The 23,662-nt window shown below is 31.4% G+C and carries 23 protein-coding genes; 2 read left to right on the forward strand and 21 right to left on the reverse strand.

Annotated features, from left to right (window positions below; translation table 11 throughout):
• Positions 1 to 200: 200 nt before the first annotated feature.
• The 13 genes from MKX83_RS23615 to MKX83_RS23675 all read right to left on the reverse strand — a co-directional run bounded on the left by MKX83_RS23615 (position 201) and on the right by MKX83_RS23675 (position 12,403).
• Complete coding sequence (locus tag MKX83_RS23615; protein WP_341052648.1) at positions 201 to 1,478, reverse strand: hypothetical protein; 1,278 nt, start codon at positions 1,476 to 1,478, stop codon at positions 201 to 203.
• The gene (locus tag MKX83_RS23620; RefSeq protein ID WP_341058405.1) at positions 1,468 to 3,288 is read right to left on the reverse strand and encodes a MoxR family ATPase; all 1,821 of its coding nucleotides are present in this window, start codon (positions 3,286 to 3,288) and stop codon (positions 1,468 to 1,470) included. Before MKX83_RS23620 ends, MKX83_RS23615 begins: the two co-directional genes overlap by 11 nt.
• A gap of 680 nt (positions 3,289 to 3,968) precedes the next feature.
• Complete coding sequence (locus tag MKX83_RS23625) at positions 3,969 to 5,564, reverse strand: recombinase family protein (RefSeq protein ID WP_341058408.1); 1,596 nt, start codon at positions 5,562 to 5,564, stop codon at positions 3,969 to 3,971.
• 62 nt (positions 5,565 to 5,626) lie between these two features.
• The gene (locus MKX83_RS23630) at positions 5,627 to 5,749 is read right to left on the reverse strand and encodes a hypothetical protein (RefSeq protein ID WP_341058413.1); all 123 of its coding nucleotides are present in this window, start codon (positions 5,747 to 5,749) and stop codon (positions 5,627 to 5,629) included.
• A gap of 71 nt (positions 5,750 to 5,820) precedes the next feature.
• Positions 5,821 to 6,258 (reverse strand): hypothetical protein, encoded by a 438-nt coding sequence (locus tag MKX83_RS23635; protein ID WP_341058415.1) that lies wholly within the window; start codon positions 6,256 to 6,258, stop codon positions 5,821 to 5,823.
• Positions 6,259 to 6,290: 32 nt separating this feature from the next.
• Positions 6,291 to 6,806, reverse strand: a complete 516-nt coding sequence (locus MKX83_RS23640) for a hypothetical protein (protein ID WP_341058416.1) — start codon at positions 6,804 to 6,806, stop codon at positions 6,291 to 6,293.
• 99 nt (positions 6,807 to 6,905) lie between these two features.
• Positions 6,906 to 7,427: a hypothetical protein gene (locus tag MKX83_RS23645; protein ID WP_341058418.1), complete on the reverse strand. Its 522-nt coding sequence runs from the start codon at positions 7,425 to 7,427 to the stop codon at positions 6,906 to 6,908.
• A 72-nt stretch (positions 7,428 to 7,499) separates the two neighbouring features.
• A complete protein-coding gene (locus MKX83_RS23650) occupies positions 7,500 to 8,342 on the reverse strand; it encodes a hypothetical protein (protein ID WP_341058421.1) in 843 nt (280 codons plus the stop codon).
• Between the two features lie 503 nt (positions 8,343 to 8,845).
• On the reverse strand, positions 8,846 to 9,118 hold the full coding sequence (locus tag MKX83_RS23655) for a hypothetical protein (protein WP_341058423.1): 273 nt from the start codon (positions 9,116 to 9,118) through the stop codon (positions 8,846 to 8,848).
• Between the two features lie 702 nt (positions 9,119 to 9,820).
• Positions 9,821 to 10,048 carry a hypothetical protein gene (locus tag MKX83_RS23660; protein WP_341058427.1) on the reverse strand — a complete coding sequence of 76 codons (228 nt, stop codon included), beginning with the start codon at positions 10,046 to 10,048 and terminating at the stop codon, positions 9,821 to 9,823.
• 97 nt (positions 10,049 to 10,145) lie between these two features.
• The gene (locus tag MKX83_RS23665) at positions 10,146 to 10,841 is read right to left on the reverse strand and encodes a hypothetical protein (RefSeq protein WP_341058429.1); all 696 of its coding nucleotides are present in this window, start codon (positions 10,839 to 10,841) and stop codon (positions 10,146 to 10,148) included.
• 161 nt (positions 10,842 to 11,002) lie between these two features.
• On the reverse strand, positions 11,003 to 11,902 hold the full coding sequence (locus MKX83_RS23670) for a tyrosine-type recombinase/integrase (protein WP_341058431.1): 900 nt from the start codon (positions 11,900 to 11,902) through the stop codon (positions 11,003 to 11,005).
• A 246-nt stretch (positions 11,903 to 12,148) separates the two neighbouring features.
• A complete protein-coding gene (locus tag MKX83_RS23675) occupies positions 12,149 to 12,403 on the reverse strand; it encodes a hypothetical protein (protein WP_341058434.1) in 255 nt (84 codons plus the stop codon).
• A 263-nt stretch (positions 12,404 to 12,666) separates the two neighbouring features.
• Here MKX83_RS23675 and MKX83_RS23680 point away from each other — a divergent pair, with 263 nt between their 5' ends.
• Positions 12,667 to 14,118 (forward strand): TOTE conflict system archaeo-eukaryotic primase domain-containing protein, encoded by a 1,452-nt coding sequence (locus MKX83_RS23680; protein WP_341058436.1) that lies wholly within the window; start codon positions 12,667 to 12,669, stop codon positions 14,116 to 14,118.
• A 319-nt stretch (positions 14,119 to 14,437) separates the two neighbouring features.
• On the opposite strand, the gene MKX83_RS23685 is transcribed toward MKX83_RS23680, so the two are convergent.
• The 6 genes from MKX83_RS23685 to MKX83_RS23710 form a co-directional block, all read right to left on the reverse strand.
• Complete coding sequence (locus tag MKX83_RS23685) at positions 14,438 to 14,896, reverse strand: hypothetical protein (RefSeq protein WP_341058438.1); 459 nt, start codon at positions 14,894 to 14,896, stop codon at positions 14,438 to 14,440.
• Between the two features lie 127 nt (positions 14,897 to 15,023).
• Positions 15,024 to 15,383: a hypothetical protein gene (locus MKX83_RS23690; protein WP_341058442.1), complete on the reverse strand. Its 360-nt coding sequence runs from the start codon at positions 15,381 to 15,383 to the stop codon at positions 15,024 to 15,026.
• A gap of 133 nt (positions 15,384 to 15,516) precedes the next feature.
• A complete protein-coding gene (locus tag MKX83_RS23695; RefSeq protein ID WP_341058446.1) occupies positions 15,517 to 17,391 on the reverse strand; it encodes an AlwI family type II restriction endonuclease in 1,875 nt (624 codons plus the stop codon).
• Positions 17,392 to 17,403: 12 nt separating this feature from the next.
• Complete coding sequence (locus tag MKX83_RS23700; RefSeq protein WP_341058448.1) at positions 17,404 to 18,378, reverse strand: hypothetical protein; 975 nt, start codon at positions 18,376 to 18,378, stop codon at positions 17,404 to 17,406.
• Between the two features lie 126 nt (positions 18,379 to 18,504).
• Complete coding sequence (locus MKX83_RS23705) at positions 18,505 to 19,431, reverse strand: DNA adenine methylase (protein WP_341058450.1); 927 nt, start codon at positions 19,429 to 19,431, stop codon at positions 18,505 to 18,507.
• A gap of 5 nt (positions 19,432 to 19,436) precedes the next feature.
• The gene (locus tag MKX83_RS23710) at positions 19,437 to 20,657 is read right to left on the reverse strand and encodes a DNA adenine methylase (RefSeq protein WP_341058453.1); all 1,221 of its coding nucleotides are present in this window, start codon (positions 20,655 to 20,657) and stop codon (positions 19,437 to 19,439) included.
• Between the two features lie 171 nt (positions 20,658 to 20,828).
• Between MKX83_RS23710 and MKX83_RS23715 the strand changes: the two genes are divergently transcribed.
• Positions 20,829 to 21,827 (forward strand): DUF4365 domain-containing protein, encoded by a 999-nt coding sequence (locus MKX83_RS23715; protein WP_341058455.1) that lies wholly within the window; start codon positions 20,829 to 20,831, stop codon positions 21,825 to 21,827.
• 179 nt (positions 21,828 to 22,006) lie between these two features.
• Here MKX83_RS23715 and MKX83_RS23720 read toward each other — a convergent pair whose 3' ends face one another.
• Positions 22,007 to 22,603, reverse strand: coding sequence for a hypothetical protein (locus MKX83_RS23720; protein WP_341058458.1), 597 nt, complete (start codon positions 22,601 to 22,603; stop codon positions 22,007 to 22,009).
• A 35-nt stretch (positions 22,604 to 22,638) separates the two neighbouring features.
• Positions 22,639 to 23,283 (reverse strand): hypothetical protein, encoded by a 645-nt coding sequence (locus MKX83_RS23725; protein ID WP_341058460.1) that lies wholly within the window; start codon positions 23,281 to 23,283, stop codon positions 22,639 to 22,641.
• Between the last annotated feature and the right edge of the window lie 379 nt (positions 23,284 to 23,662).

The raw sequence follows: 23,662 nt of genomic DNA on the forward strand, positions 1-23,662 counted from the left end.
GTTTACAGATCAATCCAATTATTTGTATATATTATACTATAATAAAAAAGCCATTCAATTGAGTGAATAGCTTCTAAAGTAACAAATAATTATTTGTGCTGTTGTTTACACTCAATCCAATGGTATTGAATTGCTTTTTAACAAGGAGACTAATTGTTTATGACACGGTTTTGCGTAATGTGGCTAAGTGCCGTTTTATTTTAAATAATTGAATTTTTTAATAGCATTTCTTTATTTCGTAAAGAAACTACTTGTACATTATCCATATATGACTCATTTAGCGATATTTCACCTAAACATAATATTCCTTGTATGTCTATATCAGTATCAGCTATATACTCATTAGCACTATTTTTTGCATAAGACATATATTGCGTTAGCTCCTTTAAGCCTTTTGATGCATATTCCAATGATTCTGTATTTTTAATTTCCCCTATAATAATAGAACAAAGCTTGTTCGTTCCTCGATGCACTCTTTCAATTAAAATATCAGGTCTACCACGCCAATAAATCGATGACTTTTCTACCGAAAAAAACTTTTTTGCCAATGCGTTGTAAATGTTAATAGCTTTCACTTCTTGATTTAAATAAGCATTAGAGCTATTCAAAAGCTCATCACGATGAATGATAAAATTTACATGCCCTGAGCCAATACTATTATGGTATAAGCTAACATCATATTCACTATCTACCCAGCTTGCTACCTTTGTCCCACCGTCCATAATGGAATAAACTACATTGCTTTGCTGCTTTAAAATTTGCACAATCCAATATAGTTCAAATAATACGTCTTCATTTGCTGGAAGAATGAAAAATTCATGTAGCACATCTAGTAATTGCTGCTGAGTATAATCACCTTTTTCAATTTTTCGAATACGTTCTAAAATATATGCTGCTTCACGATAAATTGGCTTACGATGCAATTTTACTTTTTCAATCATTCGATCTGTTACTGACTGCTCTGCAATACGTGAAACATAAATATTATGTTCTAGGGCGATACGCACATTTTTTCGAACAACCATTATGTCTTGATACCATGACCGGGAATTAAATTGCATTAAAAATCGATCTTCATAGCAATATGAATCAATCTTACCAAGTACTTCCTTTAATACTACATTTTCCACTGTATTAAACGTTCGTTCCGATTCTTGAATCGTAAAATGAAACCGGTCTTTCGGATTTGACTGCATGCGCTTTTGAAGCGTTTCCTGCCATTTAACTTCCCCACGCACTTCATAATAACTTTCTTGAATATTTGCTTTTGTGCTCGATTTAATTGAAGTTAACCCGTTACCAAGCGACTTCATAAAAGCAATCGTACGTTCATGTTTCATTAGTCGGAGTTTTAATAAGTCCTGAAGTCGATCAATGGATCCATTTTGTTTTAAAATAGAATCAATTTGAACTGTTCCATCCTTCAAATAGCCATATAAGTAACTTCCTACTTCTTCAATCATCCAACTATGCTTCATCTACAACACCAATTTGAAAGAAATCTTCAATAAAATCGCTAATTAAACTAATAGCGACAACATCCCCTATCTGTTCATTGAGCTGACGAATAAATGTTTGAATTTTATAGTCGCTTACCCCTTCAAATTGAGGTAATACATATAAAATGATTGCGGATGTAAAATCGCCGTCGCTTTCAATCGTGTATTTCGCAATATCATACACAATAGCTGGACCGAGTTTTCGGTATTGGTTCAGTATTTCCCATAATCTTCTTAACTCATCCGTATATTGGTAGCCTTGGATAGACCACGCATCTAAATATCTACTAATTAACGATTCAGTAATTATTTTCGGTACGGACACGGGAATAAAGGCAAATCTCCGCATAAATGCATAGCTCATTTCAAACAATGATGATTTATCGATTGTATTCATTGTGCCAATAATACGCCAATTTTTAGGAACGATGTAATCAGATGGCTGAACATCCTTGACCACTTTATTTTGATGCTTCAATACAATTTGGGAGCCGTCTTGTGCTTTATACGGTAGTACCGTTTCATCTCCTGTTAATACAGAGAATAACGGACCAAATGCTTTATCAATATCTGCTCGATTAATCTCATCAATAATTAACCATTCATTGACGTTTTCATCATTTTTATTTTTAAAGCATTGTAAAAATAAACCCGGATCGAAAAACAGCTGTCCCTCCTGTGTTGGTTTGTACCCGCCAATTGTGTCGTATGTTGTCCAGCTTGATGTAGCTGTAACGAGCTTGTTTGCTACCCCTATCTGCTTACATATATCACTTGCAAGCTTCGATTTCCCAGTGCCAGGAGGTCCAGTGAAAATAATATGTTTTCCACTATTTAACGCGGTTTGAATTTGACTTTGTAGAATATCTTCATTTTCAAAAACTAAATTTCCTAAGCTCATAATTTCAATTGGTTTACTGATTGAATAACCTGCCGATGGTTCTTTTACTGGCGGAGTTGGTTCTACGACTGTTTTTGAAGACGTGGGGTTCCATGTTTCTAGCAAGTCTGGATTGTGATAAAAATTCACAACTCCTTTTTCTTCCTTTTCTAACACTTGGCGAATTTCATATAACCTTTTATCAATATCTCTTTCCTGTGTAGATGGAATGCGGTTTTTAAATGCTTCGACTATCATTTTTTTATGTCCTGAACTAGCCATACATTCAAAATAATCCGGTGCTAATAAATGCGCAAAAATATGCTGCATCTGTACATTTTTCCCAATTATTTCTTTTGTTTGCACAATCATCTCTTTGAGCTTCCATGGGTCTTGAATAATTGCTCGTCGTTCGTCATTTGTACGCTGTTTCATATTAATAGAAAATTGGATAACGAACGAAAGCTCTTCAAACTTCGCTGTGTTATAGTATGTACCGGTTGCACCAATCCCAAGTTCAAGCGCGTTTAACAATGGATGTTTATCTACATAATAAATATTGTTCCAGCTCGCAATGTCCTTTAATTTACTCAACTTGGTTTTGTAGCTAATCGTTTTATAATATGGAAATAAATAATAAACATAAATTACTTCCATCGCTAATTGATAAATTGCATCAGTTGACCCTTTTAGCTGTAACTCAAATTTTTTATCAAATGTAGTTTTATTTTCATATTGCGGATTATCATTAAAGCGCTTTTTCAGTACTTGTAAATTTTCAAGCGTCCAAACAGATGTGTCATCAAATAATAATGACCCATCATTAATAACGCATTTCTCTCGCCACATATCGGCAGCGGCATACACCTTCTCTCGATCGCCAACTTTATCATAAAAAACTTTCGCCATTTTAATACCTCCGAATAAATGAATAATATTATGTTTAGCTTCGAAATTAGTTGATGTTTATTAACCTGAAATACATTCTACTTCTAATTTATTATAAACTACGAAATTAGTTAGATAGTACTGTAATATACAATTCACGTAATCCTTTCCCACTAAATGGTGATCTTTGATATACAGAATTAGATTTTCTTTGTTTCATTTAGAGAAACAATCACAGACTTTTCTTTTTACTAAAAAACCATGCAAAAGAAAAATTACAAAAGCTTATTGAAAAACTAGAAAACATAGGAAACTAAATTATGGTCCCTTCATTTTTATCAGTTCATACTTATGATACGGTTCTGTGCCTTCTATGATTTTGTGAAATGAATTTTATTTTCTCAAATATTAGGTACAACTTAGGAGGTTTTAGATAAATAATAACAAACAATACTTCACTTCTAGATTAAATAAATTGTTGTTTACTATGCTCTTTTATTGGACTTTCAATTATTTCCACGATAATAGGCTCTCATAAATACTATATGGTTCCTATGTTTATCATTAGTTTTGAGAGTGGCTTAATATTAGAATGGTGAAATATCATGATTGGAAAAAAGCTCTCTTCTATAAAATAAAAGGCTACCTAGAACGTTGCTATAACAACGATTTAGATAGCTCCTTTTTATACTCACATTTACTTATGATACGGTTCTCCGTTCCTCATTCACTGGTAAAATGTCACCAAAAAAAATTGAAGGTGGTGGAGGAAGTGGGGTATCACCTTCCTCGAACCATAATGTAATCGAATCAATCCCTTTTCTGTCTTTTGTTAAATCAATTTTCTTAATTATTGAACGCAGAAGCACTTTTCGTGTTTTACTATCGGCTATTGCATACAATTCATCAAAATCTTTTAATGCCTCTAATACTAAGTCTTTGTTAATATTTAGAGCCGTAGAATGATTTTTTATATAGACTTCATAACTTTCTATTCTTTTTTCAAGTTCTTCTCTTTCCTTCACTGTCTGACGCAACATCAGATTATAATTCTTTTCTTCTTCTTCATTTTTTTCTTTTATCGCTTTTCTTGCCCTCAATAGAAGGCTTGCCTCTTCCTCCATTTTATCTTTAAATTCATGCTTTAGGATATCTAACTCCCTTTTATGATCATTAATTACTTCAGATTTTTCTTCATCTATATTATTGCATAGTCCCTCAACTAATGAAGGAGAAAGCATAAGGCTCTTAACCTTCTGTAGAACTTTCTTTTCAATCTCATCCTTAACCACCAAGTTTGAATTACATGCTGCTAAACCTCTTTGATGGAAGTTTTGACACTGATAATAAAGATAATAACTTTGTTTATCAGGCTTTTTAGTTTTTGACATAACCATACCTTTTCCACATTGTGGACATTTTAATATTCCTGCTAATACAAATTCTCCTTCAAAGTTACTCGTGCTAGTAAACTTCTTTTGTTCATTGTTAACTTCCTGAACTCTCTCCCATAATTCCCTCTCGATTATAGCAGAGTGTTCACCTTTTACTAACTGGATATTAGACTGCTTTCCTGCCCTCCGTTTCTCACTCCACTGTTTATGCTTTCCCCATCTAATAAAGCCAGTGTATGTAGGATTTTCAAGTATTGTTTTTACAGAGTTTATCCCAAAATGTTTCCCCTGTTTAGTTACATAACCCTTGGTATTTAAGTGGTTAACGATACTTTTATAGCCATTTCCCAGTGCTCTTAGTTCAAAAATTTCCTTAACTATATTACTCTCATTTTCATTCTCAACTAACCTTCCTTTTACTGAATCATATCCTAGTATTTTTCCTCCGTTCCATTTTCCACTTTCTGCCCTTTTTTTCATACCACTACTTACTCTTTCTATTATCTGAGTCCTTTCATACTCTGCGAATGTCCCTAACAACGAAATGAACATGTAACCATTTGAAGTGGAACTATCTATATCACAAGTACTAACTAATAACTTTTTATTAACGGGTCTTAAGTAATTTGTAATTAGATGCAAAACTTGTTCATTATTTCTGGAAAGTCTGTCAACTTTCCAAACTCCTATTGCGTCGAATTTATCTAGGTTTCTAATTAGTCTTTGAATATTAGGGCGATCAAAGTTCTTTCCAGAATACCCGTCATCAATAAATACCTCTATGGCGGTATAGCCCTTCCTTTCTAAATATATCTTTAATTGTTCGACCTGACTATCAAGTGAAAATCCTTTAGTTTGTTCTTCAGTTGATACACGTGCATAAATTGCAGCGGTTTTATTCATAATTAATCATCCTCCTGTATTCTATATGAGATCTCGCAGCATATAGCCACCAGATACTAGTTTTAGTCACGCTTTGTCTCAGCGTAGGTTTTTACAAGTTGGGCTAATACTTCAAGAAGTTGTTGCTTTTTTATCTCTTCAGTTGAAGGTAAAATTAAACTTTTTGACTTCGTAAGTAAACTCATAACGATGCACCTCCTAAAATGCTACCTGCTATATTTTTAAATGAATTATTGATTTGTTATTTAGGTCGATCTTACAAATCGTTAATTTTTCCTTCTGCAGTTAATACCTCTGTTTTAATTAAATAGTCTACCGCGTTTGGAAATTTAGTTGTTGCAGTTTTCGCTTCTTCTAACCATATTTCTTTTAATAGTGTTGGTTTGATTAAATAATCGCCCTCAATAACTCTTAAAGTTATCTCTTTTCCGATTAGGACGTTAAGAACTTTAGGATTGGCAACAAGTGCCGGTGATATTATTAAGACAGTTGATTTTCTCTTCAAATTAGAAAGGTATTTTTCTAAACTACTATTCTCAAACGTGGAAATACCACATGCATTTTTGAGATTAAGGTTATGTTTATCTGCAAAATTAAATGCTACTGTCAAATACTTTAAGAATTCCTTATCTGCTTCCATACGCTTTCCTTTAATTGACTCTGGCAATAATGTGAAAAATGTTACGTTTTCCAAAAGTATCATCTCCTTAAGTAGTTTTGGTTATATCAATAAGCCGATATGTTAATACCAGTAGTAGACTCAAAATGATTTATAATATCATTAGTAAAGTTCGAAATCTTTTCACTTTGAATTAGTCCCTTTTTAAAATCATTACTTAAAATTTCCCACTCTGCCTTACTGGATTTGGCTATACTATGTAAATCAGATTTCAATTTGTCGTTAGAAATCTCCTCAATTCGATATCTTCGTTTGCTAGTGGTGACTTCAATAAGAATAAAATGAAAGCCTTCATTAATGAAAAGGTTGATAATATCTTTTTTAAATATGGAACGGTCCTGTACAGCAATCGTTTTTATGTTTTGCTTTCTTAGTATGTTAATAAAGTACTTAGCCACTAATGGATTGCTTTTGTAAGAAAGGTACTCAGCGACTTCAATACCTTTGACTTTTTTTAATAAGGATTTTAGTACAAAATGTTTTAAATTTAAGTCTGTGCTATCGTCCCTTTCAGAACTTAAATGAACCATATAACCAACTTTATTTACTGTAGTGTTTTTCATAAAAAATCTCCTCTCAAGAATCAAGTATTGAATAAAAATTAAAAATAATGGCCGTAACAGAAGTTCAGATTTATTTCTATATGCTCTAAAAACGCCATTTTAAGATGCAGCATTTTTTGTGATATAACTCCATATTTTTTTTACTGAACCGTAGTAATCCATAGTCTCATAAATTAACTGGTTAAACTGGTTAACTGTCCAGTCTGATTGACTATCAGTAAGATACTGATACACAATTTCCTTTGTTGAATTAGACGTGATTATAAAATCAACTATCTGATTTTTTTCATTCACTAAACAATAGGTCACCTTTTCCTGATCTAGTAGATACAGCAAGTCATTTTTCTGAATGGTTTTATCAAACCAATGGTGATAGATTCTATTTGCTGAATTTCCAAACTTCACCAAGTAAATAAACCCTGTAGCATTTTCGTTGTATTTCAAACATCCCCTGACGTTAACAAAGTTATCTCTTGTTAACTGTTTCAACCTATACTCATAATCTTTGATTAAAAATACAGTTTCAGTTACACCTGTCATGCTGTTGTATTGTACTGCTGCATTCATATAACCCAGTTCAAGTTTCTTAACAAATTCTTTCATTTTAATTTTTTGGTTCATGTTCCTGTCTCCTTTAGATTAGTTTTTTTATTTAAAACTTCGATAATAATATAGATAAAGGATGAGTGAGTTTTAAGCATTTCCAGTTAGTTCATCAAGAATCGCCAACAACTCATATTCATCTCTTGAAGATAAATCACCAAAATCGAATTGAACTTCCATAACATAATCTTCACAAGTTAATATAAAGTCCCTAAGGTCATCAATATCACTAAATCCTATTAAGTCACAGACGACTTTATAGTACTTTTTGGATTCTAACACTTCCTTTAAATCGCAAAGTCCGCTGTAAACCATTGCATCAGCAAAGCCTGATTTATCAATAAACAATTGTCTACTGACATGCTTAGCCATATTTGATTTATTACTTTCATCAAAAACAATACCAAGTATCCCTTTATCTCTATTGAAGTCTCGTTCAGCCTCTTGTTTTTTCCACTTTATCTCCTCAAGCAGCCGCGCATTTTCCTCTCTGTTGATAAATTGCAAGTTGTCTTGGTCTTGAGATAAGACTTCAACTAAGTTTCCGAAGTCTACACTTAACCCCTCATCGATGGCAGTCTGATTAAAAACAAACTTTTTCTTTCTGGCCTTATCCATACTTGTGTCAAGAAGACCATTATGAAATTTAAGAGTTTCAAATCCGGCCAAAAAACGGAATTGGTATATGTAACTTCCAATACAATCATAAGGAAGACAACTTACGAAAATAACCGTACTTACCTTTTTGGAACTCATATACTCATAAAGGGTTCTCAAACAGTTCAAGTCCTTTAGATTGTGAGAAGTTTCATCGTACAAAACCTCCAATATTGCTAATCCATTATCAAGACAGTAATTTCTTACTTTTTCTAAATGAGGTGCTGCCTCATCTTGTGTATAGCCTTTGGCATAAATAATTGCTGATCTTTTCATAGTTCCATCACCTTTTCTGAATATTCGGTCTTTTTAACCTAGATAACTACACTTTTCCCTGACAAATTTCTCACAGAGCAACAAAACATCGTTATTTTTAAGCACGCTCTCATACAATGGTTTTAATGATAAAAGATCAACACAAAAAATCCCTCCCTGATTATTACAAAGTTAAAAGAACAAAGATAAAATTAATATACAGTTCGCGCAAAGCAAATACACACGAAGGTGAAATGCACGAAACGACAGACGTAGAGAAACGATAAAGTAATTCGCATACTCTTGTCCTATTTAGTTCAGTATATTAAGTATATCTTTTGTCCTCTTCTCTTTAAGTAATAAAAAGGAAGAGATTTGAATTTATATATATGAAAAATTAAAAATCTTAAATAACTAAATTAATATAATATATATTGCTTATTTAGATAATACTACAGAATATTATTCCTGTAAAGGTCCAAATTGGTCTTTTTTTATTTTATTTCTGGTAAACCTTTTTCTCGCTACTGACGAAGTACTATTAAACCATGCTCTAGTTTATACTTCTTACATACCTCTTTAAACTCTTGAAAGTCTTTAATATCTACGGTATCTATACTATGAAATAATATCCGATAAACATCTTTCCTATTTAAATTTAATAAAAATGATTCTAGAATATTTAAATCAGCAATTAAATATAGTATTCGTTTTTCACAATTTAGCCCTGTATTTATTTGTAACTCTCCCCCGAAATAGCACTCACTGCTCAAATGAAGTTCGAAGTAATCTACCATATTGAATCACTATCCTTAAACTAATCTCATATACTCATATAGGTTAGTAAAATGAAATAACGTATACCCAAGTACCAAAGATATAGGAATACTGTATAAAAATAGTCTTTCTTGCCACCTTTCAACTGTTCTTCTCTCTTGTTTAAAGAATGAAGGTAAATATTTGATACTGAGGAGCAATAAAAACCATACAAGACCTACAACACAAAAATAACTAGAAAAATAGTCTAAATAGTACATGTTTCTTTCTCCTATCAAAACAAATATGGTGTTTGCTTTTAACTTTATAGGAGTATTCTAACGCGTTTTATTTCATATTTCCGCAAATGGAAAAAGGGAAAGGCTCCTAGGTAGCCCTTCCCCAAAGTGTATTCTATATATTCGATATATTCTCCCTAAATCATACAACGTTTATTTAATTTAGTAAACGTCCCAGAATCAGTTGTTTGAGACATTCTCGTCCTAAAAATAAGCAAAATGATTAAATGTTGACTATTTTCTATTTTATTCGCCTCTTACATTTTTTTCATTTATTTCAATCATTTATTTCCCTTATGTATCCATTTTTTTCAGATGAAAAAAATAATTATTTTCATCCAAATTTATTTTGAGTTTTATTTATAATCATTGTTATTCATTAAAATAGATTTAATGAATTTAAGGACTATTAATAAATATTTTCAAAAATTTCTGTTACAACGATTAGTATCCATCTTCAACACTTACTAAATAACGAAGAATGTTTTTAATATCCTCTTCGGCATCTTCTCTAGAATCAAAACTACCACCATGAATAAGTTCAAATGCCTCGTTCTCGAATATTTCTGCAAATACAGAGTAATATAATGCACCGTCTTTTTCCTGAAATATTGCAATACGATATGTATGACCTTGAACTTGTAAATCTTTTTTCAAAATATAATCTTCCAAAATGAATCCCCTCCTTTCTATATGTAGTTATAGAAAGAAGGATGCTTTCCTTTTGATATATCAATAGTCTTGATTAATATCAATATAAACTTTACGCTTATTTTGCTTGAATATAATTTTTATCAACTTCAATAATAGTTCCTTGATCTTTATCTATTGTTAAATACTTTCCATCAATTTCATATTCTAAACTAATTCTTAAATTTGGATCTTCCTCTTGTAACAACTCTACGCACTTTAAAGTTGATACAAGTTGCGCTTTACAAACTTCTACGAAATTCTCAGAAGACATTCCATTAATTGAGTAAATTTTTGCGTGTTCTACCCCAGTGTAGTAACCTGTTAACTCCTGCATAAGATTATTAGAAAAATATTGTGCACATTGAGCGTTGATTTCTTTCCAAGTATCTAATTTAGTATGAACAACGATATGGCCTTTAGAAGTCCTATCGATTGTTGCTCCCCCACTAGTAATATAATGTCTTAATTTCTCTTTTAAATTAATCTGTTTACCATTAAGTAAGTAATATTGAGAAAAAACATAAATAAATGAGTTCATATAGACTTCGCTGTTAACCAGATATATCAAATTCTTCCTTATGGTTTCTTCTCGTTTCTTTTTCTCGTGAACTTCATTAATTGTATGTTCAATGGTTTTATTTGAAGTTTTTGAAAGACTTCCAGTTAAAATTACATATATCACTGTAACTATAACAAGCGTCATATTTATTAAGACTGAGAGTGCACCAGTATTATTGTTCAGAAATTCAAATAAACTTACAATACTATTCATGCTAATCAGGCTTCCCCCTCTTAAATTAGATTTTAAGGATTTCTTTTTTGTTAATATGATATACGTTTAAATCTACTATAAGGTTCAATTCTTTGAAATATTAAACATAAAAAAATAGGGAATGTGATCTCCCCATTTAGTAAATTGACTATTGATTTTTATTAAAACTCTGTTTTCTTTAAAGCACTTTGGAGTTCTTTAATAGAAGGTGTAACATAAATTCGAGTAGTATCCATGGAACTATGACCTGCTAAATCTGCTATAGATTGGAGTCCCACTCCACTATCTGCCAACTGTTTGCAATAGGTATGCCTTAAAGAATGGGGGGTAATCTCGATACCTAGTTGGGTGCTATATTTTTTTAAAATATGCTGTGCGGCTCTGGTGCTTAATAGACTGCTTCTGCTGCTAACTAAAATATAATCGGAATCATTATCCCTATTTTCCAACCATATAAGTATGTGTGCTTTTGTTTTCTCAGTTAGAGGCACAACTCTGTGCTTAGATCCCTTCCCCAACACATTTACCAAATTATTGTGAAATGAAATTGAATTCTTTGTTAAGGAGCAAGCCTCCTCAATTCGTAATCCAAGATTCACTAGAAGAATAATAAGTGTTTCATGTAATAACCCTTTTTGAAAGTTTTTATGTTTTGTTAATTGTACTGCATGTAATAAACGCCCAACTTCTTGTCTCGTTAGCCAACGAATGGTATTCTGTTTTTGAACCTTCATAGTTGAAATCTCTTGACCCAAGTTAATAGGAGAAAATCTTGATTCAAATAAAAACTCAGACCACTTTTTTACTGTTACTAGTTTTCGATTAACAGTCATTGGAGATAAAGTAGAGGTTTCTTTTATATCACGCTCGAAATCTTTTATATCAGTATTCGTTATGGCCTCCACCATAATTGGATCAGAGTGTCTAGAAAACAACCAATTCTCTAAAAAGTGTAAATCTTGAACATAACTTTTAATAGTGTTCTTACTTCTGTTCAGTTCAATCAAATAGTTTCTAAATTCATTAATTGATTGGGAAAAGGTAACTGAAATAATCTCCATAATGGATATCCTCCTGCACTATGTTATACGACAAAAATTTAATACGAAATATTTATGTTATGCGACAAAAAGATATAGGCTATGCCCTTCGTTTTGTCGCATAAGACATATTATCTGACAAATTTTTCTGTAGTCGTATTATAGCGTGCCCCCTGACTTTTGCCAGCCTCAATTAGTAGAAAATCGAACAAATTCTTATTTGTCATTAAAACCGTTTAAATTATGTTGATCTAAAAACAACAAAATTCAACACACTTTATTTTTTGACAGTAATTCTTTTATATAGGCAAGAATATTTTCAGTGTAATATTCATATTCTCCTTGATTTTTTGAAGTACCTATTGAAATTAGGGCTCCTAAAATTTTATTACTTTCTTCCGCTGAAAAATCATGTTGCTTACTAGTCAATCTGAGGTACCCCATCATCATTTTTTTCTTATTGATTAAATCTTGCTGCTCATTAAGTTCAAAGTTTAATTGTTCATAAATATTATCTTGCACTAATCATCCTCTCCTTTCTCTTTTCCAATTAAATTGGCTTACAACAGTTGTAACACAAAATAAAAAAAACGAGGTGAATATGAAATAAGATATTTGTGACGGATTTTTGTGAAAAAATGAAAGTTATCATATCACATGATATTCTTATAAAAAAACCATCTAAAAAGTAGCAAGGAGTAATTATTAAGTACTTGAGTGCAATTTTTCTCACTTATAATTGTCATATTTACGTTGTGTTATTTTATAAAGGAAGGATGTGCTTTATGGATGATATAAATTTGATTGTTGAAAAAATGAAACAGTTATTTATAACTGTTAGATACAAATACATAAAACTTAATGAAAATGGCAGTTACCATACATTCAATAAATCCAATAATGAAAATCACGTATCCCTTCACGATGGATTTCTAAAATCACATATCATGCAGCATAGTACTTATGGTATATTCTGCAGGAAAACACACAGTAAGTTTGTCACGTTTGATGTAGATATTCCAAATATTCCGGAAGCAAAAAAGGTAGTTTTGGCTCTCTATGAGTCATTAAATACTCTTGGGATCCCAACCAATAACATCTTTACTAGTTGGAGTGGTACAAAGGGTTTCCATGTTGATGTTTATTTTTCAGATGAAATTCCCTATAAGTCAGTGAAAAAACTATTCGTTGCAGCAGTTTCGATAGCATATAACTTATTAGGTGGAAACATACATGGGGAAATTGAACTTCGGCCTACACCTACTCAAGGATTGAAACTTCCTCTCAGTATTAATCATAAAAGTAAGGATAAGAATAATAATGTATGCTGGTATGTTGATGTATATAATGACTTTTATCCTATACGATCCTTTGATTACTTTTTAAATATTGAACCTCTGGATGTGGATATAATTAAAGACTTGATATCAGATATACAAGAAGGTGAGGAGGAATTTGGGGACAACAAAAGTCACAGTAAGGAGTTAGAAAGAACCCCACTTGGTAATCTGGATTTTTCCGAAGACACATTTGATTCCTTAGAAGATCTCTATAAAAATGGATTAAGAAAACCGGGAACCAGAAATACTGTTACTTGTAAACTCGCAGTGCTTTTCAATACTCTACGAGAAGAAAAAGATATATGTATACAAGAACTGAAACATTGGATGGATAAACAAGATAAGGAGTTTTATAATACACCACTTAAAGATTGTTATACAGAAATTGAAAGAATTGTTAATTTAGTCTATGAAAAAAATGTAGTTCTATCTAGAGGCATAAATGAAATTATTGTCTCTAGAAGTGAAATGGTGACATTATATCAATATCCCAAAAAACTCCACAAGACTCTATTTGCTTTATTCATTCACTCCAAACGATTTGCAGATAGAAATAATGAGTTCTATATGACTTATGAGCAAATTGCACTGGCTTCTCAATGTTCTGTTAGAACAGCCATAAATCATATCAAGTTATTGGAACAAAACAATTTAGTTAAGGTTACAAGGTCGCCTATATATATTAGAGGAAAAAAGCCTGATAGTCACCCGAATATATATGAACTTACTTTAAACAGGTTAAATACAGATAAGGAGATCTCTGTTATTATTAACATAAAAAAAGTTAAGGCTTATCCTAATAGCAGAATTGAAATTATAAAAAAAGTGTTCCCTAATAATGAGTGGTGGGACCTAGAAAACATACTAAGATCAGCATTAAATAAACAAGTAGATTAATAATTATGTACTTGTATGAAATTTTTTTCAATTATATCTGTTCATATCGCCATGTGTAATTCTTTAAGAAATTCTATAAAAAAAGCGTGTGAAACTACAAATAGTTCACACGCTTCCATTTGTCTTTACTCATCATAAAAGAAAAAGGAATCCTCGCCTAGCAAAAGAGAAGTTAACACTGGAAGACACAATTAAATATGAATTCAAAGAACGTATAATTTTATTTTCAACAAATGTTTCTTTAAACCTTTTTTTTTATTGTATTTTGGATAATTTTTTCCGTAAGATAATAGAAATTATTCCTACTAATTAGTCCCAATTAACATTCAACTTGCTTCTTAAACTTTATCGCTTCCATCTTCTCTTTTTCCCTTTTCACTTTAATATAGCCCTTCAATATACTAAACCAAATCCACCCACCAATTATGAGAAATAGTGGTATATATAATGCTAGGTAAAGGTCCCTTTTGAAGTAATAAATTGCAATGCCTGTTACTATATACACAACGACCTTAACGACGAAAATTACCACATAATGTATTTTATTGATTGCCTCGTAGTCCTTTTCTAGTTCTAGGTAGAAGTACACAAATGACCTTTCAAAGAATGCCCCCCCAAGTGCTAATAAAAACATTGAAAACAATAAATAATCTATTGAAGATAACTCTAAATACCTTATAGATAAAGGGTAACAGATTAGTGTGAAAATAGCCGAGTATATGAACAACATAATATAAAAGCATATTTTATGTAATAACTTTGGAATCATGTACTGCATTGAATGGCTCCTCTCCACACAATATTATCTGGATAAATTTGTATACTATTTTAACTGATAATTGCTTAAATAGCAGCCCAAAACCCGTTTCTCTATTAAAAAAACAAGGATATTCTCCTTGTTTTCACTAGTCTCTTGGATCAAGGTTATGAACCTTGTATAAGCATTTAAAAATTTCGTCTTGATCTAAAATATATTCTGATAAAATTGGAATAAGATTATGAACCATTTCATCGAAGGTATGATAGACCTGATTAAAACAAATTATGTTAAAGGAGCCCATTTCCTTTTTATCATTATGATTGTTTACTACCCTATGCTTTTTACGAAAAATATAAATAAGGTATAAATATTTGGACTCTTCTCGAACTTCTTCTCCTTTAAACCTAATACGTTCAAATCTTGTGAACAAAATATTATGCTCTTTGTGTCGAAATTCAACAAATTCTGTGTCCATTCCTTCCACTTTGAATTGCTCCTTTTTCATGAGTAAGCCTCCATTGTCTATGATTATTTAATATATATACATGTTATACACAAACGTATGTTCTCCTTTTAAAAAATAAAAAAAAGAGTAGATCAAGTCCACTCTTTCTTTCATTTCAAATATCTCATTATCGTTATGCTGATAAAGAATTACTCCATTGTTCTATTACTTCATCAACACTTGCTAACCATGCAGTTGAATCATTTCCTGCCTCTATGTTCTTATCAAAAATGTTCGAAAGGAGATTTTGTATATCTTTATGATTTACCCTAACACCTTTCTCATTCAATTTTTTCACCTTTTTGAGAACATTTACATACTGGATAATTGTCAAAGGGATAATCTTTTGGACTTTTCCTTCATAGCCTAGTTTAACACTCATCCAGAAAGTATTTAATGTGTCACGATGAATATTAGGTGCAATAAACAAGCAGAAATTATCTAGCGATTTATTTGAGTCTCTCTCTTCAAACTCTCTTAAATGTCTCATTATTGGTTGCCCTTCATTAAACCACTGATCACGACCTCTTAGAAGTGTAACTTCACAAATCATGCTAAATGATGAATATTTGCATTCTATATCCGGATTATTACCAGCGGCTGTAAATAAAGGAAGGTTATCATCACCCACTGAGTAGTTTGGAGTAATCTCCCTTGCATCGTCTAAAGCCATTAGAGATAAAGTAGTATAATACTCAAGATTTAATGGATCTTGACCACTAATACTTCTTTTCCTTGTGGCTAACTCTGTTAATTTCTTAATATATAAATCTATGTTCTCTAAACTTCTCTCTTTTAATATTGCTAAATCATTATTTAGTGTTTTTATTACTTCTCTTAGTTTTGCTATTTCCTTGTTATAATCGTTTATATTTGTTAAATCAACTTTACTTAAAGTGAACTGATGCAAAGCCTGATCTCGGTACTGGTTGTTAATATCAGTTTGTAAAAACCTTGCTTGTTCTAATAGATTTTCATAAACTGACTTTAAATCATCCATATTTTCCCACGGAAGAGCAGGTTTATTAATATCAGACATATAACGTAAATAGTCCTCGGCATTTTTAAAACTTAACGCGCGGCCGTCAAAATTCTCCAATAACCTTTTAATCTCTACTCTTCTAGTAGGGGCTAAATCAACATATCTGCCATTTCCTCTGTAATATAATAACTTTGTTTGTCTAAAGTATCTTATAGCAGAATCGCCATAATCATAAAGGTTATTTACTTTAGTTTCTATTTTCTTCTTCTCAGAAAGGTTTAGTTTAAAGACCTCTATTGCAGTTTCGATAAATCTTCTGTCAACATAACGTTGTGCAGCGTTTTTATCAAGCGAACGTTTCTCTTTCCTAAATTCAATTATTTTTGATACTTGCTCTTTTATATCCTTATAATCAATTAAGGTTGTTAAGAATAATGAAAACTCCTCTTTTGAAACTCCAACAGGTTTGTGGCCTAAGTTTTTCCACTCTTTATTAACCTTACTTATGACATGCATAACTGCAATGAAAGGCACAATATCAAAATCTTTGTATCCTTTGTCAGTTGGGTTAGGTATTTGCCATTTTAAAAAGTACCTGAAGAATACATTGACTAAGTCTACTTCATCTTTTAATAACATCTTTCCTAAATCAGTTATTTTAACTGCACCCATTGATTCTTTAGCAATTGCTAATCCCATTTTTGTGATATTGCTGACTGCTGTTCGACCTCTCATAGCATACGCTAATTCTTGATCGTTATTGAAACTCTTATTCTCATAGAATACTTGACTTAATAAATCTGACAACTCACTATCCGTAAATTCTTCTGGATCCTCAAACTTCTGCTTATAATAATCTGATATTCCAGTTGGTGTATATAATTTCGTCCTGATTAATTCTTTAAAAAACAACCCTTGGGTTTTCTCGTTAAAAGGTTTTCCCTCAAACCGTGAAAGCACCCTCAAGAAATCAACGATACGCTCAGGATTTCTTAAAGTGGTACTTATACTCCATGTTCCCGGCAAAAAAATCTCCCCCTAGATAAATATATTTGAAAACTCTGTACCATAATTTCTCTTATTAGCATTAAAATCTTCAAAGAATTCTTGGTCATAATGAACTTCTTTAAAATCAGAGAAATAGTCCCTGCTATTAGAACTATAATTTTGCATATCGTGTAGCCAACCCAAGAAGACAATTCTACTCATACAATATTTATTCTCAGATGTAATACCTCTGGTAGCATCTAAACTCAAAACTTCTATAATTGAGATTTTCTCATTTGGATTATCGCTATAATTAATTAAAAATAATCGGCCATTTAAATGCTGTTTCTTATTCCATAAGGATATATATTTCTGTTTATTATCACTTGTGCCACCTGTCCAACAATACCTCATTGGATGGGCTTGTATATTATTTATATGTTGATTTTCCCTTTTAAGAAACTCATATATTACATATTCATTTGTCGATGGTATATATTGAAATAAATCTAGATCAAAACCTTTAGTGGTATCACCATTGAGCAAACTTTTGGTTAATACAAGACCATTATCATCTTGGAATTGGCTGTTATTATAAAGGGATTGTAATAAACCATTTACATAACTATCAATGTTTGTATTTCTAGCGGCTCCTAATCCTTTTGAATTGCTTTGTCCGTCAATATTATTTAGTCCTCTAAACCACTGTTGAAGTTGGTTGAAATTTAATATCTCACCACTTACTTGATTTAAATAAGGATTTAATTCAATTCTAATATACTTTTCAAGTCCTTGTTGATAAAAGATAAATATTCTTACTGCCTGCTGATAATTACGTAGAAAGATGATTTTCTCTTTTTCTACATTACTAACCATAGCAGATAGTGCTTCCCAGAATAAGTTTTGATTAAGCAACTCATAACCGTTCACTGTAAGACCATTAATATTATTCACTTCCATAAACTCAAAGAAGTAGTAATGACCATTAGTATTAGCATACTGAACCCTATCAATTGTGTATAACATATATCATACTTCCTTTTAATAGAATCTAACTCCTCTTATCATCATAATCCATATTACCCATTTGTTAAATAGTTTCCAATAATATATAACAAAAAACCTCCTCAACAGCGCTGAGAAGGCAATAATTTATTTCCTATAATTAGTAATGAGTACTTCAGATGTCTTAGTTGTCTTTTCTTTGATTTGATAGTTTGAATTATTATAGTTATAGTCTAGATGGTAAATCTCATAATTCTTAGCCCAATTTTTTAAAATGGTATTTTCTTTACCCTTATGGTCAAGTACATTCGATAAAGCAAATTTAACACCTTTTGCATTTAGCATATCTAATATGTTCAATAAGTCATTTTCTTCAGTTTCAGTCCAACCATTTTGCTCATTATATGTTGCAGTTGAGATTAAATATGGTGGATCTGCATAAAGAAAATCCCCTTTTGAAAGTCCTATATCAACTTCACGAAAATCATGGCATACAAAATCAATATTTTTTTCTTTGATTGTATCGATAAAATTAATTAAGTTAGATTGTATTTTGTCATTAAAATCTCTTTTACCTACGGGTATATTATAATGCCCTTTTTTATTAAACCGGATTTGATTATTAAATCCATAAACCGTTAAAAGATAAAACATAAGATCATAATAAGTATTGTCGTTTATACGATTATTGTAATCCTCTCTTAACTTTAAAAATCGCTCCTTATTATAAACTGCAAGTCCACTCCCTGATTCACATTCATAATAAGAATAACCATTCTTATTGGTATCCGTTAACTCATACTTTAGGATGATACTATTTATAATGTTAAATACTTCTTCCTTCGTTGTTCCCTTTAGAGTATTAAAAAGTCTTAATACCTCTACCTGCTTATCTATGCCACGAAGACTTCCCTTTGCATTAACGTTTATTGCAACATTTGCTCCACCACAAAATAAATCAACAAAATTATTTATATCTTGTGGAAATAAAGGGAGGATTTGCTTTAATAATTTATGCTTTCCACCTGTATAGTTTAAACATGACTTTAGATATTTCATCTCAGTTTGTAACACAATTATCACCTACTTATTTCACAAAGATACAGTATTTCCTTATGATCTTCAATGTTTGTTTTACCAGTTGTGTATGCTTGGAAATCAGTATCAAAGATACTTACCTTTCCTCTCATTTTGAGTATCTCGACTATCTCTTCTGCAGATATTTTTGCATTTGAACGGCCTACACCCTTTTGTGCCATATTGTTATATGAAACAAGAATATACTTACCAGATATATTAGAAATTAAGTCTTCGAAAGCCTTAGTAGCCTTCATAGTACAATATTCACTTTTTATATGAGAACGATTTATCATTTTTTTTGCAACTCCTGAAACCTCAGGCTTTTTCCACTCAGCAATATTCTCCAATAAGTGATATGCATCTCCATATTGTCGTGAATTATATGGTGTATCAATGTAAATTAAATCAGCACTAATTCTCCTTACTAACTCATTCGCATCCTCATTAAAAATACAATTACCTTTATTATAGGAATCCTTAAATTCTGGTACTAAAAGTTTGATTTCTTTTAATGAATCTAATTTTCTTCTGTAAGCGTCATAGTGACCAACTGTATTTGCAACTTTGTCCATTGCATAAAGTAATGAAGTAATAAGAATAGCCTTCTCTCGGAAGTTAATTTGATTTGTTAATTTTTCAATTTCTTCTCTTATATATCCAATTTTCCTTGCATTATATTCTGTGAAATAGGTTCCACCAAAGTGTTCTGATACATAGTTGTCTTCTAGAGGATTAGAATTATTAAATTGGTTTATTAAACTCTCGACTTTATTAAGGTCAATTGGCTCATCACTAAACCATGTCCAATACGCTAAATGATTAGAATACAAAATGTCATTTACTATAATATTCTTACCTTCTATGTTAAATCTATCGGCAACTACCCCCGTACCTCCAAAAATATCAGCAACAGTATTTACATCTTTACAATTCTCTTTAACAATCTTCCATATAAATTCCAACATCTTATACTTGCTACCTAAATATCTTCTGTTCTTTATGTTAAGTCTTTGATCATAATCAATTGGTAATTTCAACTGTTCTTCCTTTTTTCTAATAGTATTTGTAATTTCATCAACATGTTGCTCCGTCCACATTCTCCAGCCTCTCCAATCTTTCTCTGGTTCAGTAATATCTCCAGCCTTTACCCAGTTATAAAGTGTCTGTCTAGACAGATTAAATTGTTTTAGTATTTCTTTAGTACGTACCTGTGGGATCATTTTTCCACCTCATTTACGCATCACCGCATCGTTTCAATTTTATTATTTCGATTATATCATCAACTTAATGCGACATAAACTTTTTTCTACTAATCTCCTGATAAAAAATGACTTAGTATAAAGGATAGAATGATATAATTTCATTATTAAAATTGGTATAGGGAGGTTTCTATGTCTTTTCCAAAGTTCGATCATAATAAGGGGAGTAAGGGTGTAAACTTAGTTGAGAGAGCCGTAATGGATGAATTATGCTGGATTTTTAGAGAACAGCCAACTCAAGATTACGGAATTGATGGTCATATGGAAGTAGTTGACGATGAGTTTGTAACTGGGAGACTTATTGCACTACAAATTAAGGCCGGCAGCAGTTATCTTAAAGAAGAAAACAGCATAGGATATATTTTTAGAGGAAAGATGGAACATTATAATTACTGGACAAATCATTCTTTACCAGTTGTATTGGTTCTTTGTGATTTAGATAATGAAACCATCTATTGGGAAACAATCAACGATGAGACAGTAGAGAAAATTTCTGAATCCAGTTGGAAAGTAATTGTCCCGAAAAACCAAATTCTTGATAAAAGTTCTTTGAACACTTTAAAAAAAATTGCTGAGAATACTACTGATTATGAAAAACGGTTAAATTCATTAGTTTTAGCAAGAACTTGGATGGAGGAATCATTGCAGGGAAACAAAGTAATTTTAAAATCTGACGAGTGGATCAATAAGTCCTCTGGACGGGGATCATTTCATTTATCTGTGGTTGAGGAAGAAACAGGATATGAAAAGATAGTCCAAAGTTGGCCAATGGTCTTCTTTCCTTTTGCTAGTTATGAGGATCTGTTTCCTGAATTGTTCCCTTGGGCTAATATCTCAGTAGATGAAGAGTTTTATGAGGAATACGAGGAAGATGAATTCCTTCTAGACAATGCTGTTTGGGATAAGGAAGATGGGGACTACATTGTTTTTGGGGACTATGAGGAATGGAAAGAGAGACAACCTAAAATTAGGCCATATACTATTCATTCTGGGGAGGTAGCCTCCTACCAATTATTACTAGACCTTAATGATTTAGGACGCTCATTTTTAATGTTGGATAATTATCTTAGAAATGGTCTAACTAAAACTAAAGAAACTAATGATGATGAAGATTTAACAAAATGGTTTTAATGTATTATTACGCTCATATAAGGCCCTAAAGCACCTCCACTAGATAAAAAGCCTAGGCGTGCGTTTAACTCGCATTCTAGGGCTATTTAAGAGCCAGTTTCTCTGTTATAATTTGGCCTAGACCAAACACTAAGTTTGGTCTTTTATTAAACCTTGAGCAATCGTTTAATTTTGGAGATTTACCAATATTCTATTTTCTCTAAACTCAAGTAATGTTTATCGTTCATTTCTATTATTTGATTATTCAACCTTATTAAGTCTAGGCCTACAAGATATGTATAAATCCTACTAAATTGAGTTAAATTTGTTGTAGTTATTCTTTTACTGTATTCATTCTCATACAACTTTACCCAGTCAGAAATTAATTCCTTTCTACGGCTTGGTCCTTTTTTTTGTATGAGATACAAAAACTCTAAAAAACCAAAGTAGTTATAAATAAATCCCTTTGTTAAATAACCAATTTCCTTAGTTTTATAATAATTCTCAGCCATTGTTGTTAATTTGATTTTATTATCCTTAGTTTTCATTAAAAGATTTGCTCTCTCTAAGACCGGTCTAACATTACGAGCAGTATTGAAAGATACCCCAAAATCCTCCATTATTCTTTCGTTGAACTGATTAATATGCAGTTCTTGAGTATCCTTAACATACTTAAATACCAGTTCTAAATCTTGTACTAATGATATTTCTTTTCTAGGAATTGCTAATATAGATTTATACCTATCTACTGATTCTTCAATATCATTTTGTAGTTTAGTCAAAATCATACTATCCATTTTTGATCACTCCTTTTAACCTTGAATATTCTATTTTAATTGCCAATTAAATTTGTAAACCAATAGTCTCCGTATGAACTCCATGAAAAAGAATAGTTTTTATTCAGAGTAAAATCAATATTATATCCTCCAATTGGAGTACAAAAGTGTGTCCCAGCAGTTACCGTCGTACCATCCGATATATCATAGATCCAACACTTTGCACTTCTGTTTGTTGGATTTACTGAGGTTCTGTAATCCGACATGACTAAACTAATCCCTAAATCAGCAAGATTATAATTACAATACCCTTCAAGTAAGTATAGATCGAAGTAAACATCTTTCATAAAAATATCATGAGCACCTCTTGGTCTTCCTGACGAGGCTAACTCTTTATAGCATTTTAATTCAATTGCAATCGTATATGATACTAAATCAGAATTAGTTGCCCTTATCAAAATATCAATTTCTCTATTCTTCCCGTTTAAAAAACATGTTGACTCCAACTCTATCTCTATTTTTTCCCTTTCATTAAAAGTAATTATTGGTATAAATTGTTGCAAGATATATGAATACTTTAATTGCATAGATGCTTCCTTATTAATTTTTACTAAGCCACTTCCAACCTTTTGTGAAAATATTTCCCATGAATATATCACCATACCTCTAACTCGTTCAAAAAAGTCATCACTTGAAATCATGTTGTAATCACCCTTTTTTCTTAACTTCTTCCCTATTATTACCTTTCTATTATATAGTAAACCGTTAGAGTCTAGTTTCTATTTTAATAACCACTTATGAAATATCTGAACTAATAATCAGAATTTATTGGATAAAAGGTAGGTATTTTGTGGACTCAGAGGAGTTTTTACTGGACAGCAGCATGGGACAAAGTTGATGGATAATACTAGAGATTCTCATGAAAAACCCTATAGAACGTTTTGAACTGCTTTCTTTCCCCTTTACCCTATTGTCTTTAGATTTTATTGTGTGAGTATAGCCGCCTATTCTATTAATCTAGAAGTAACAAAGGTTTAAATGGACCGATCATTATTGTTTTTAACCCTCCATAAACAAATC

Source organism: Cytobacillus sp. FSL M8-0252, assembly GCF_038007345.1.
In the GTDB taxonomy this organism is placed as follows: Bacteria; Bacillota; Bacilli; order Bacillales; family Cytobacillaceae; genus Cytobacillus; species Cytobacillus kochii.